Raw genomic sequence first — 13,452 nt, forward strand, 5'->3', positions numbered from 1 at the left:
CGATTGGTGAGCGCTGCTTTATCCGGTTGTCGGCATCATCTCATTGTGTCGCCGACTCCCAGTAAACTCTGGCGTAATTGATGCAGTTGCGCCAGTTGCCCGTCAAACAGCTGTTCGGCGATGTGTGCCGCTGCCACGCCGGACTGCATTTTCTTTTGCGCTTCACGTAATAATAAGATGAGATGCACTTCCGGTGAGAGACCTTCAACGGGTTGCGGGCATTGTACCTGCCATTGCTTGAGTAAATGAGTCAACGGATTGTCATGCAGTTCAGGTGCAAACTGGCACACTTCGTCAGTCAGTACACCGAGCAGATGGGCGTGGACTGGCATTTGTGGTGTGGTGTCAGAGAGACGATTCAGCACGGCACGGCATAACGGGCTGAGAGTGACAAATCCGGCTTGTGCCGGAAAGTCGTGACGCAGCCGGGCTGAAAATTCAATGCGTGTCAGGCGGGTCTGCGGAAAAATAGTCAGCGCATGCAGGCACTGAAAGGGGATCCACAGCGCTTGCTGTGCCGTTGCCGCATATTCGTGCTTGCCGAGTTTTAAGAGCACCGTACCCTGCTCAACGAGCAGCAGAACGTGTTTCAGCGATTTTTTCCGGGCGGTGAGTTGTAGGTAATCGGTGGTGGCTGAATCCACTTGAATGGCGTAGTGCATGGTCGGTCTCTCTTTGTCAAACGCGCATACTTTCAAACGCGCCTAGGTTAACGTGTCCGCCCGTAAAAGCCAAATAAACTAGGCTATACTCAACTGGGAGCTTTTCATTCTGTCAGGTATGATTGATCAACCATGAAGCGATCGCCCTGCCGGGCTGAGATTCCGTCGGGTCAGGCAAAAAGGATAGGATTGGCTTTAGATGATGAAATCTGATAGGCTTGCTCTCCTTTTCTGGTCAGACCAGAGATGTAGTTAGTCAACAATAGCTGCGAATACGGGGAAGTGTGCGTAGAATGAGCCAGTTTTTTCGAATCATATAGTATTATAATGACATCAATAACCGATCCTTATGCAGAAATTCGTCCTTATGACGACGATGAGATTCCTGCAGCTATCAATCGTCTCATTCAGGACGATGAATTTATCCATGCGATTGTTCAGCATCGATTCAAACACCATGCAGGGTGGATTCAAACCCTGATCAGTCCTTGGGTCAAAGTGTATTTAAAGCTCAAGTGGCGCAAACTGAATTCCGTTGCAGCCATTCAGCTGGAAGTGAAGAAATATCTCGATCAAACCTTAGCAACCACCTCCGGTGGCGTGACGTATTCCGGTCTCGACAAGCTGGATAAAAATCAAGCTTATCTGTTTGTGTCCAACCATCGCGATATTGCGATGGATCCGGCGCTGGTGAACTATGGGTTGCATGTTTCCGGCCATCAAACCGTCAGAATCGCGATTGGCGATAATCTGTTACGTAAACCTTGTGCGACTGAGCTGATGAAACTGAATAAAAGTTTTATCGTGAAGCGTTCTGCCAAAGGGCCGCGTGAAATGATGAAGGCCTTGGCAACGTTGTCCGGCTACATCAAAAACTCGTTAGAAACCGGCCATTCGATTTGGATTGCGCAGCGTGAAGGTCGGGCCAAAGACGGCAATGATTTTACGGATCCGGCTATTCTGAAGATGTTTTATGTGGAAGGTCGCAGTAAAAAAATCGACTTTGCAACATATATTAAGTCACTGAAAATTGTGCCGGTCGCAATTGCCTACGAAAACGATCCCTGCGATCTGGCCAAAGCCAAAGAGCTGTATGAGAAAGCGACGCTGGGCGCGTATGAAAAAAGCGAATTTGAAGATATTGACAGTATCATTCAAGGAATCGTCGGTGAAAAAGGGCGGATTCATGTGGCATTCGGTGATGTGATTGAGCAGGATTTCACCACGCCAGATGCATTGGCTGAAGAGATTGACCGCCAGATTCATCAACATTATCAGCTGTTTCCGATCAATCGACTGGCTGCCGGATGTGAAAGTGATGAAGTGACTCAGGCGACACGCGAGATACTCAACCAAAAACTGGCTTGTCTGCCGGAAGGCGCACATCCGTATCTGCTGGCCAGCTATGCCAATCCGGTCAAAAACAAACCTCAAGTTTCCGACAGCAATTCGCTGTCAGAAATCGACTCAAGCGTCTGACATCCTTCCCGATTCTCCCACTGCCAATGGTCGGGAGAATCACCGTAGCAAGAACATTATCTTGCTACGGCACCACCCAGTGTTAAATTTTTCGGCCATTTCTGGATTGCGTTCCCGCCCAGATAGATGTTGCCTTTCACGGTCATCGTTTCAGGAAAAGCATGAACTCCCGAGCCTCCGATATATAAATTCCCTTCGACAATCAGGCCGTCCGGCAGCGCTGTTAACGGTGTGCGGATGACACTCAAATCGCCTTTGACTCTCAGCCGGGCCGGCAGTGTTTCTAATGGCGTGTCCGTAAAATTTAAATAACCGCCGACCCGGACGCCCCGGGGCCAACGTTTGATTTTGGAACCGAGTAAATTGGCATAGCCTTTAATTTTGGTTCCGGGATACACGGTCTCTAACTGACAATTGGTTGCAACCAGCCCGCCTTGAATATCGATGTCTCTGGGCAGTACACGAATCGGGGTTCGGGAAATATTCAAATCTCGTTTAATCACCAGACCGGATGGTAACTCAGTGATGGGCTTGCCGCTGAGATCCAAATTGCCGTAATTATCCAGATAGTTGAGGATCTGGTAATGATTCAACCCTGAAGCCACAGTGATTTGAGCCAAGCTGAGACTCAGTAATCCGATCAAGACAGTCAAAAGTGTACGCACTTTGTATCTGAGTATAAAAACACTGAACATAAAAACGCGGGACATGAAAAGGGTCTGTAGATGCAGTATGGCCGATTGATAGGGGGCTTGCAATGCTGAAAGATGCGGACAAAATCACGATCGAAGTGATGAGTTGAGAGCGATATCTTCGGGGAGGAAGGGCCAAAAACAGACCACAGACACAAGGTATTCTTGTCTGTGGTGAGCAGTCACAGAACCGGATAAATGGTTCTGTGACTGATATTCAGTGAGATGTGATTTTATCGATGATTTATCCGCGGGCCAGCGAGCGGGATTTAAGTTCAAAAATCAGTTTTTCGGCACTGACTTCAAACTGAAAACGGGCATGAAGTTCTTGTGTATTTTCAGTGATCGGGGTGGTCTCATACTTCACATCTGCGCAGACTTGTTTTGCCAGAGCGATGTATTTATCCAGCTCAGCCTGAAGTGCGGCTGCACCATTGGCGAGTACCGTGACCTCAGCAACATCGTCCCCTTCTTTGATGATGTAGCCGATTTCACCGAATGTTCCACAGGCTTCGCAGATTTCGTTTTCTATATTGTCATTTGTACTCATAAAGTTACCCCATTAGTCAGGAACTGATACTCGAATGTTCTGATTGTGTGAGTGACACACGATGACCTCAGTATATACCTGAATGATTTCAAACAAGTTGATTTATCACAATGGATGCCGTCTCTCGTGGCTGTTACCGCCCGCGCATGATCGGGGATTCGATTACGGTGGATAACTAAGTAACACGTTGATTTTGTGTGACAATGGTGATGTATGATGCATCAGAAATATTTATATGTGATTCAACTCTCATAATCATCAGGATTCATGCCAAGGGGGTAACAGAATTCAGGTGATATTATTGTTCTGCTCAATAGATCTGAGATGATAGCTCGGATATTCAGGCGCTATCATATCTAAGCACCTGAGTGAACACCATTCTATTCCAATTCGGTGACCTGATCGGAGAGAGCCAGGTGACAATATCCGTGCATCAATTGTCAGCCATATTTTGATTTGGCAGGGCAGAATGTAATTTGATGACAGCTTGAATGGTGCTGATTACTTTTGGATTGAAGGTTGGGAACTCCGATATTGCTGAGATAACAGCACGGCAATTTGACGTCCCATATTTTTTGAATGGATTATCATGGTGAAATGCCTCTTACCTTGGCATAACGTGTTTACGGAAAGGTGGGGCTCACCTAATTTAAAGAGAGTCATATTATGCCTAAGCGTAGCAGAGAAGAAACAGAAGTCACGATACAGACCATATTAGATGCAGTCGTCTATCAGGTGCTGAACCTCGGTTATGACCGCATGTCGTATACGACACTCAGTCAGCAGACAGGTATTTCACGCACGGGGATCAGCCATCACTTTCCTAAAAAGACGGACTTTGCCACAGCCCTGAATAGCCAGATTTTTCTGCTGTTCACCTCTTATCTTGAGTTGGAAAATGGGGTTGCGGCATTCCGTCGGAGCTGGATGCAGGCATTGGAACACAGCCAGTTTGTTGCGATTTTAAGATTTCTGTTCCACCACATCATTTCTGCTGAACGCTCGGTGGATGTCTCGCGTCAGGGGTTAGAACGGATGTACCATTTGATTGAAGAAAAGCTCGGAACCGATGCGGATAAAGAGCTGGAATGGTTGTTGGGTAAATCATTGGTGGCGATGAGCAATCATGAAATTCTGGAACCGGAGGCGGTTTAACCGAAGTCATCTATCCGGTGGATAAATCAAAAGGACTGCTGATGCAGTCCTTTTGATTTGGTTGGGGGGCTGAGTTATCTGACCGATACACGGGCATTGATACAGCCCGTGAATGGTGTTGGTTTTCCTTGTGTTAACGGAAAAAATCGACCTGATTTTTCAGATGTTCTGCCAGAGATTGTAGTGCTGAAGCGCTCTCCGCTGTTTTCGCATTGGTTTGTTGACCTTGCTGATTCAACTGACTGATTTCTGAAGCACTTTGGGCTACATCAGCAGAAACCTGTGCTTGTTGCTCTGCGGTTGTGGCAATGGTTTGGGCTTGAGAAGCAATCGAATGGATCTGTTCCGCGATAGTTTCGAGTGATGTTCCGGCATCCTGAGACTTATTCAACATATTATCCGCATGATGTTGACTCTGTTGCATCAACTGGACGGCATTTTTCGTTGAATGTTTGAGTTTGTCGATAATGGTGACCACACTCTGAACGGATGTTTGCGTTCTTTGCGCTAACGTTCTGACTTCATCGGCGACGACCGCAAAACCACGGCCCTGATCACCAGCCCGTGCCGCTTCGATCGCTGCATTGAGGGCCAGCAGATTGGTCTGTTCGGCAATGGCATCAATCATTTCCGTGACCGTCTGAATGCTTTCACTATCGGTTCTGAGCTGATCGATAGCCTGAGAGGATTGTGTTAACTGATCATTGAGTTGAGCCACATCGATACAAACATCTTCCACCAAATTCAAACCCGATTGAGTATTCTCGTTGGCCTGGCGGACATTTTCTGCAATCGCTTCGACCTGCATGGCAACATCTTTCGCGGAGGTTGCCATCTCTTCAATGGCAGTTACGACCTGTTCAACCTGTTCATGTTGCCGTTCGGACTGATTTAATCCGACATTCGCATCGCTGAGCACGCTGGCGGACTGATCCTGAACCTGATCACTGGTCGAACGGATATTCCCAACCAATTGGTTCAGTTGCGCCATTGTTGCTGCTGCACTGTTATATAGCCGGATAATTTCATTCTTGGTATCTTTGGCGCCGGTTTTGATGCTTTGGCTGATTTCCCCTTGTCCCAGTCGTTCCATTATCTGGCTTAAGCTGATTAACGGTTTGATGGTGTGGCTGAGGAATAGCGCAATGATGACAAATGTTGCCCCGCCGACCAACGATGAAATCAGGACAATCAATTTCAGGAGTGCCTGACTACCCTCGGTGATTTCATCAATATTGGTGCCGCCAAGTAGTTTCCACTCCCAGCCGGGAACATCGGTATAGACGAGATAGCGTTCTTGAATGTCTCCTTGCGTGGCCTGACGATAGCGAATCAAACCGTTACTATTTTTGAAAATATCGTGAAAGATGGTATTTCCGTCTGCATCTTTTTCGGCAAGAATCGAGTCTGCTTGTGTATTGTTGCCGCCGAGCAGATATTTTCCTTGGGCATGTTCACGTGCATCTACGACCATTGTGCTACCGGTTTTGCCCCACTTCACCTGAGTGAGATTACTCAAGAGCTTGATGGTTGCTTCTTCAACAGGAACACCGATAAACGAGATGGCCACAATCTGCTGGTGGCGATTTTTGATCGGATTGTAGTAAGTGAGATAATGCGTGCCAAACAGATTGACCTGAGCATAGTAGGGCTCACCACGGCTGAGTTTTGCATAGCCCGGGTGAGATTGCCCCAGCAACGTTCCGACGGCTCTCGCCCCTTGTTTATTTTTCAATGAAGTCGACACGCGCACCCAGTCCTGACCTGTCGGCAGAAATAAAGTGGCAATCGCGCCGGTGTCTCGCGTGAATTGATCCACGATATCGGTTGAGCCAATAACGCTTGTCCCGTTCATCGTCACATCTGTCACCGGGTAGCCACGAAAGTCAATGACCTGATCCTGCCATGTTAATCCTTTCAGGTAGCTGTTCTGGAAGGTTGATTCCAGTGTTTTGCTGGTATCCAGATAAGTGAAAAACTGTTGCGAGATGGCTTGGGCGATCCCCTCGACTTTAGATTGGTGATCGGTGAGTGTTGAGTTTAAGAGAATACTTGCAGCGCTACGGTATACAAGTAATGCAATGGTTGAAAAAGAGATGATTAAGCAAAAGAGCATGATTACTCGTAATTGAGTGTTAATACTCTTGTTTTCGTAGTAACGAATCATAGGCGTCCTATAGTAAAAATGAATGAGCTAACGTCTATAGAGTTTCATTTTTGAGTGAATTAACTTACTAGAAAGTCAATATTGCGTGATTCGATTCAGTAGCACATTGATTTGGATTAACAATTAGCGTCGTTTGTACGAAATAAATAAGAATGAACACGATCACTTCATATCGGTGCTTGTTTGGCCCTGATATCGGCTATTTCGCGTTATGTTTTTGAACCGAGATCACGTAATGACAGGTCAGTTCAGCGTCTAGCGCCGAACTGACCTGCAACAATACCTTGTCAGCAGATGTCCGATGATCCGGATAGGAAGGAAAGTCGGCCGGCTGAGCCGGGCCGAGACGTTGAATTAAGGTTTTAGATGTTGACGGAGTTCAGCAATATGCGCCGCCCCGATCCCACAGCAGCCGCCGATGAGTGAGGCGCCCTGACGGCACCATTGTTCCGCCCAGTTCACATAAGCCGGTGGCGTCATATCCGCTCTGATTTCATCGATCTCTTCATTCGCTGCCGCATCTTTTTTCTGCGGGGCAAATGCATTGGCATAAGCGCCGAGTTTGATGTGGTTTTTTCCGAGTTCAGCAAGCGTATTGCGGGCGACATCAATGGCATCACCGATGGTTTCCGGCTGACAACAGTTGAACAGAATTGCTTGAACATCCAGTTCGGCCATTGCCCGGACCGCTTGTGCAACGGTTTCACCGGAGCGGATCGAGGGGTGTTCGACCGGCTCTGAATCTTCCAGCGTAAATGAAACCCAAACCGGTTTTGGCTGTTTGCTGAAATGGTCAATCGATGCCTTGATGGCGATTGCTTCAGCAATCAGGCTTTGTGTTTCGAGCAGCCAGAAATCCACATAAGAGTCGAGTCCCTGAATCAGCGGTGCTGCAATTTCATCAACCCGGGCGGGTTCATATAAGTCCGGGCGATAGGAACCGAACAAGGGCGGCAGAGAGCCAGCAACCTGAGCGCCCGTCTGTGTGGCTGTGACGGCCTGACGAGCCATTTGCCCGGCAGTTTGTGCCAGCGTCAGCGCTTCATTTTTAAAACGGGTTTCACCGATATGAAAGGGAACCAAGGCATAGCTGTTCGTGCTGATGACCTCAGAGCCACTGTGGATGAACACTTCATGTGCCTGTTGAACAATCTCTGGTGTTTCAATCACAGCAAGGGCAGACCATTCGGGTTGGCGAAAGGGCGCTCCGAGACGTTCCAGTTCCCGGCTCATTCCGCCGTCGAGGAGGGTGACTTGATGTTCTGACATGAGATACCTCTGTGTTGATTGATGACCAAGAAAAAAATTAAATATACGTCTGGCAGTGTAGATGTCCGCGAGCAGTTTATCGCAATCGACCCGCGATGCAATAGATTCTGTGATTTTCCAGCTTGCGCATAAAGAAAATGAATCATAGAAAGTTGATATGTATCAAGGTATAAACTTTGCCATATTTTAGCCATAGCATATAGTTTCTTAAGAGGATCGATCATTGTCTAGGGAGAGGTATGGCGGCTACAGAACAGGAAGTATCATTCGATCGGAATGAACTGATTATCACCAAAACGGATTTGCAGGGGAAAATCACCTACGCAAACCGCACATTTATGCGCGTCGCGAACTATGTAGAATCAGATCTGCTGGGTCAGGATCATAATCTGATCCGCCATCCTTCAATGCCGCGAGGTGTCTTCTATGGTTTATGGCACGCCCTGAAATCAGGAACAGAGTTTTTCGGTTTTGTGAAAAACTATACCTCAGATAAAAATTACTACTGGGTTTTTGCCAATATCACGCCGGATCGTATCGGCACGGATGTTGTTGGTTTTTATTCAGTACGCCGGGTCGCTCCCAAAGCTGCGGTACAAACCATTGAAGGCATCTATCAAAAAATGCGCGAACTGGAACAGGCCACTGAAAGAAAACAAGCGCCTGAAGCTTCGTGGCGATGGCTGGTTGATTTGATTCATCAGCAATATCATATGGAGTATGAAGAATTCGTCATCGACCTTTACCAGAAACATCGTTCAGATTAAGGAGTGAATGATGCGTCATACGAGTCAGGTCAGTAGCAATATTTTATTTCAGCGCCAGAAGTTTTTGATTATCTGTTCAGTATTCACGATTGTGATTATTGGGTTATCGATTAGCAATATCTACGACCACGGTTTCAACTATTTTAATATTTTCTTACCGATCTTTACCGTGATTTTTTCAGCTTATGCCTATTGGGATCAACTGCAACCACTGATGGTGCTGAAACGGATTTGTGATGCTTTGAATGAGGCTAAAAAAGGCAATGTTCATATTCGTATTACTGATACCAAAGGGTTGGGAGAAGTGGGGCATGTTGCATGGGCATTGAATGATTTTCTCGATATTGTTGAGACAAACTTTAAAGAATTATCGAATACTTTTCAGCGAACCAGTAAGGGCGTGTTCTACCGCCGTGGGCTGGTGGACGGGATGCCCGGTGAGTTTTTCGAGACGATGCGGAGTATCAATGAGGCAATCGAATCGATGCAGCAAGCACATGTTTTTTCTCGGAAAAATCGTTTGAAAAGTGAATTGCATCATCTCAATACCACCAATTTGATCGTCAATCTAAAAAATAATCAGGAAGAACTGGTGACCTTGTCGAATCAGATGGATGATGTGCTGATGATTGCCACAGAGAGCCGTGATGGTGCAGAACAGAGTCGGGAAGTGGTGCGCGAGATTCGTCACGCGCTGGATGATGTCAATGTCCGGATGGAGAGCATGGAACAGACCGCGCAGACGTTGGGCAAGGAAAGCGTCCGGATTGCCGATACCATTAAAGTGATTACCGGTATTGCCGAGCAGACCAATTTGCTGGCCTTGAATGCTGCCATCGAAGCCGCCCGGGCAGGGGATGTCGGACGCGGCTTTGCCGTCGTTGCCGATGAAGTCCGTTTGCTGGCGGATCGCACCAGAAGTTCAACGGCAGATATCAGTGAGATCATTAATTCACTGATTGGCCCGATTGAAGAAATGGTGTCTCAGACACTGGCAGTCGGACAACAGATGAAAAGTGTCGGGGATGAAGTGACGAATTTCCATGGCAATTTTGACAAGGTTGCCAACGCATCCCAGCAAACTATCTCGTTAATGAATCAGGCGAAGGACTGTTCGTTTGCATCGTTGATTAAACTGGATCATGTCATTTATAAACAGAATGGCTATATCGCATTGGAATCAAACGGCGAAGGTGAGGAGGCAAAAGCAGTTCAGGTTGATCACTTCAATTGCCGGATGGGGCAATGGTATTACGAAGGTGAGGGATATACCGCATTTAGCCAGACAAATGCCTACCATCGTTTAGAAGAGCACCACAAAGCTGTGCATGACAGTATGCAAGCAGCGCTGCAATTGGTGCGTGAAGATTGGCTTGCAGACGATGAGGTGCTGAATCGTCTGGTGGCGATGGTCGATAAAGCTGAGTATGCCAGTAACCGTGTCATCGAATATGTCTCTGAAATGGTCAGGGAAAAACATCATCACGCATAGAGGTGCTGGGGCGATCGCATAAACAAATGCCGGATAAACAAAAAAGACCCGATATGATTGGGTCTTTTCTGCCATTGTGCGCCCATGCCTTGATATGTCTGTTCCTCAGGCAGAAACGACAAACTCAGCATGAGAACGCATTAATGAACCTTACTTAAATCAACCAATGGTTTTTTCACCTGCTTGACCGGGCGTTTGCCTTGAATGTCTGCGACAGCCGCTAAAGCCTGTTTGACTTCTCCGCTGTTACGTAAAACCGTATAAGTGACATCAAAATGTTTCGATGCACCGGCCCCGATTTTCGGAACCAATCCCAGCGGACGTTGATACTTGGTGTTATAAGCGTAGCTGGTGCCCGGTTCAATTCCGGTAACATAGCCTTGTTGCAGCGTATCGGTATTCTTCCAGATGGTCAGAACCGGCAGCTGTTTGATGTTGTAACCGACGGAGACGCCGAGGTTTCCGGCCTGATTATGCAGGACCGCCAGCGTGTTGCCCTGTTTGTCACCGATAGGTTTCAGGTTATAAACCATTTCATCATAGCCTTTGGTCGGACCGAGGTAGGTTTGCCAGTCTTTCAGGCCTTTTTTCGCGTAATCGTTAAAGGGAGAAATCTCACTGGCCGCTGCGGTAATTTTGGCACCTTTTTCCAGAATCGGACGGCCAAAGTTAGAGTGGTAAATGATTTGATACTCGTCTTCATAATCGGCTTTATTCGTTAAAGTGTCATGGACGGCGAACTGGTTGCTGCCGGGGGTGACAGAGAATGAGGTGAGTGTCACGAGTTCTGCTTTCTTGAAGGTTCTTTCAGAGACTTCCCCTTCGACGGTAATGGTATAAGGCGGTTGATCGTCGATCGTCACTTTAACCGTTGAAGCCGGGGTATTTTGAAGGCGGCCATGTAAACTGAGGAGTTGACCGTTGTCGTCAACGCCCGGGTGCCCCGTCCACTCGTAACCGCAGCGCACCATCATCTCATTGAAACCATCTAACCAGCCCAGTCCGTTGCGGCTTTCTAAATCGATAAAGGCAGGATTGACGATCTCTTTGACCGGCGAATCCCAGCCGAGAATGCGTTTGCCATCTTTCTTAACATTAAATATCCCCATGCCACGGGTGGGGACCAAGGTGATTTCTAACTCACCGTTGTTGATCACTAACGTTTCAACTCCCATCTGTTTGCCGCCATGCAACTGGCGTTTTTCGACGGAGAACGGTTGTTGGATTCCTAAATCTTTGTTGGTGACTTTCCAGGCACCGACATCAATATTGGCGGCAGCATCAGTTAAAACAAACTCCGCAGCGTTGACAAGACCGGGAGCAGCAATAAGTAGGGCAGCGACGAGTGGTTTGATCTTCATGACGTTTGATTCCTTGATTGTGAGTTTGATTTATTGTTCTACTGAATCGATTCAGCTAATAAAATACAAACTCACCATTCAGGATCAAATGCAAATCAGTGAAGGTGTGAGCTAATTCTTATGTTTGACAGTGCATGAACCGATTTCTGATTGATGGATCACGTTCAGCAATTGGAGAATTATTGAGCAAATTTTTTATGTTCATCATAAGGTGAGGGAGAATGAATGATAGATGCGATGACCTCTTGTTATACCGCTTGCCTGAGACTAGAATGACCAATATAAAGACCATTTAAGAGACCTGTTTATGACCTCTAAAATTTTGGCTGATGTTGCTGCCAGTATTACTGAGTTAAAAGCCAACCCGATGAAAGTTGCAACCAGTGCTTACGGTGAACCGGTCGCTGTACTCAACCGAAATGAGCCAGTATTTTATTGCGTACCCGCTGAAGCGTACGAAATGATGATGGATAAACTCGAAGATCTTGAGCTACTTGCTATTGCGAAAGAGCGTGAATCTGAAGAGAGCATTTCGGTTCATATTGATGACCTATAAACTTGAATTCAAAAAGAGTGCACTCAAAGAGTGGGAAAAGCTTGGTTCAACGCTGCAACAGCAATTTAAGAAAAAGCTGATTGAGCGATTAGAGAACCCGTATGTGCCAGCCTCAAAACTTTCTGGTGCTGACAATATGTACAAAATAAAATTGCGCCAATCGGGTTACCGCATAGTCTACAAAGTCGAAGACGATATCATTATTGTCACCGTCTTAGCCGTCGGCAAGCGCGAGCGTAATGATGTTTACCGTAAGGCGATGAAACGGCGCTAGTGTTCAAAATAGTAACTGGCGCACAGGCATCAATGCCCCCTGAAATCGAAAAATACAATAGTGCGTCAAGTTTTGGGGGCCTAAGGCTGGGAATGACGAAAGTTAAACAACGGTGGTTTTGTGTCCTCAAGCCCCGTTAATCCGCGCTAAACAAACCCGTTCAACCACTGCTTTTAACTGCAACACTTTCCCTTCGAGATAAGCCAGCTCTTCTGCGGTAATTTCATAATGTTCTGAATAACGGGCTTCGATATAGGCGCGTTGCAGGCGACGGAAGCTGCGACGGTGGAATTTATTGTCGAGCAGGAAAATCGTCTTAAACTCAGGCTCGATTTGCGCACACAGTTTACTCAGCTTCTCGATATTGTGGGATTTGGGTAAATAGTTGGTGCATGTGAGTAATACACAGGCCAAAAAACGTTCCGTCGATTGATGTAATTCAAAAGCAGCGATCGATAACTCTTTTTGATTTAAATAGTGATGATAACCGGAGATAAAAGCATTCGCGCTTTTAAACCACTGTGCATAATGTTTACGGGCAATTTCCCGTTTTTCGGCCTCGGTTAAATCCCCCGGCTCCATCAGTGGTTTCGGTGTCGCGGCAAACAGTTCAATCCCTTCTTCACGGATATCCCGGAAAAAGTAGTGCCCCTGCTGCAATCGTTCGTTCACTTCCTGTAAATCGTGAACAATCAAACCCAACGGCGCAGATTTCACTTTGCGATCAATTTGCTCTTCCGCCCGCTGCCAGACGACATAATCTTCCACCAAGGCAGCTTTGTTGACGATCACCAGAATATCGTAATCGCTGATGTAACCATTGACCGGATCGCTGACCCAATTCCCTTTGGCGTGGCTACCGAACAGGATGATTTTCAGGATACGAAACTCACTTTTACTCCCGGTTTTGCCCTCAAGATAGTCTTCCAGCGTATCGCGCAGAATGGTCGAGATCGTGGCAAGCTCTTGCTGTTTAAATTCAGGCAGATGATCGAGGGAGGTTTTCATAAAACAACATTTGGTCAGTG

13 protein-coding genes are annotated in these 13,452 nt (G+C 46.9%); 6 read left to right on the plus strand and 7 right to left on the minus strand.

Translation table 11 applies throughout. The features are described 5' to 3' along the window. Positions 1–35 precede the first annotated feature (35 nt). Positions 36–662: a cupin domain-containing protein gene (locus tag OCV37_RS16205; protein WP_038184272.1), complete on the minus strand. Its 627-nt coding sequence runs from the start codon at positions 660–662 to the stop codon at positions 36–38. A 327-nt stretch (positions 663–989) separates the two neighbouring features. Between OCV37_RS16205 and OCV37_RS16210 the strand changes: the two genes are divergently transcribed. Beyond that, positions 990–2,141 (plus strand): 1-acyl-sn-glycerol-3-phosphate acyltransferase, encoded by a 1,152-nt coding sequence (locus tag OCV37_RS16210; RefSeq protein WP_051680754.1) that lies wholly within the window; start codon positions 990–992, stop codon positions 2,139–2,141. Between the two features lie 56 nt (positions 2,142–2,197). On the opposite strand, the gene OCV37_RS16215 is transcribed toward OCV37_RS16210, so the two are convergent. Continuing rightward, entirely contained in the window at positions 2,198–2,836 is a 639-nt protein-coding gene (locus OCV37_RS16215; protein WP_051680796.1) for a hypothetical protein, read from the minus strand. Positions 2,837–3,077: 241 nt separating this feature from the next. Continuing rightward, positions 3,078–3,383 (minus strand): YfcZ/YiiS family protein, encoded by a 306-nt coding sequence (locus OCV37_RS16220; protein ID WP_038184269.1) that lies wholly within the window; start codon positions 3,381–3,383, stop codon positions 3,078–3,080. A gap of 666 nt (positions 3,384–4,049) precedes the next feature. Here OCV37_RS16220 and OCV37_RS16225 point away from each other — a divergent pair. Continuing rightward, a complete protein-coding gene (locus OCV37_RS16225) occupies positions 4,050–4,538 on the plus strand; it encodes a TetR/AcrR family transcriptional regulator (protein WP_038184267.1) in 489 nt (162 codons plus the stop codon). A gap of 133 nt (positions 4,539–4,671) precedes the next feature. Here the strand turns inward: OCV37_RS16225 and OCV37_RS16230 are convergent, their stop codons facing one another. Further along, positions 4,672–6,705: a methyl-accepting chemotaxis protein gene (locus OCV37_RS16230; RefSeq protein WP_038184265.1), complete on the minus strand. Its 2,034-nt coding sequence runs from the start codon at positions 6,703–6,705 to the stop codon at positions 4,672–4,674. Positions 6,706–7,059: 354 nt separating this feature from the next. Next, positions 7,060–7,974, minus strand: a complete 915-nt coding sequence (locus OCV37_RS16235; protein WP_211252081.1) for a homocysteine S-methyltransferase family protein — start codon at positions 7,972–7,974, stop codon at positions 7,060–7,062. Between the two features lie 239 nt (positions 7,975–8,213). Here OCV37_RS16235 and OCV37_RS16240 point away from each other — a divergent pair, with 239 nt between their 5' ends. Together OCV37_RS16240 and OCV37_RS16245 are read left to right on the plus strand one after the other, a co-directional pair. Next, a complete protein-coding gene (locus tag OCV37_RS16240) occupies positions 8,214–8,741 on the plus strand; it encodes a PAS domain-containing protein (protein WP_038184261.1) in 528 nt (175 codons plus the stop codon). Positions 8,742–8,748: 7 nt separating this feature from the next. Next, the gene (locus OCV37_RS16245) at positions 8,749–10,233 is read left to right on the plus strand and encodes a methyl-accepting chemotaxis protein (RefSeq protein ID WP_051680752.1); all 1,485 of its coding nucleotides are present in this window, start codon (positions 8,749–8,751) and stop codon (positions 10,231–10,233) included. 140 nt (positions 10,234–10,373) lie between these two features. Here the strand turns inward: OCV37_RS16245 and OCV37_RS16250 are convergent, their stop codons facing one another. Next, positions 10,374–11,594, minus strand: coding sequence for an aldose 1-epimerase family protein (locus OCV37_RS16250; protein ID WP_051680750.1), 1,221 nt, complete (start codon positions 11,592–11,594; stop codon positions 10,374–10,376). Between the two features lie 307 nt (positions 11,595–11,901). On the opposite strand from OCV37_RS16250, the gene OCV37_RS16255 reads away from it, so the two are divergent. After that, a complete protein-coding gene (locus OCV37_RS16255; protein ID WP_038184259.1) occupies positions 11,902–12,150 on the plus strand; it encodes a type II toxin-antitoxin system Phd/YefM family antitoxin in 249 nt (82 codons plus the stop codon). Further along, on the plus strand, positions 12,140–12,424 hold the full coding sequence (locus tag OCV37_RS16260) for a type II toxin-antitoxin system RelE family toxin (RefSeq protein WP_038184256.1): 285 nt from the start codon (positions 12,140–12,142) through the stop codon (positions 12,422–12,424). The genes OCV37_RS16255 and OCV37_RS16260 overlap by 11 nt, the downstream gene beginning before the upstream one ends. Before the next feature lie 126 nt (positions 12,425–12,550). On the opposite strand, the gene OCV37_RS16265 is transcribed toward OCV37_RS16260, so the two are convergent. Further along, positions 12,551–13,432, minus strand: coding sequence for a HEPN domain-containing protein (locus OCV37_RS16265; RefSeq protein WP_038184253.1), 882 nt, complete (start codon positions 13,430–13,432; stop codon positions 12,551–12,553). Positions 13,433–13,452: the final 20 nt, after the last annotated feature.

This window comes from Vibrio rhizosphaerae (genome assembly GCF_024347095.1).
Lineage (GTDB): Bacteria > Pseudomonadota > Gammaproteobacteria > Enterobacterales > Vibrionaceae > Vibrio > Vibrio rhizosphaerae.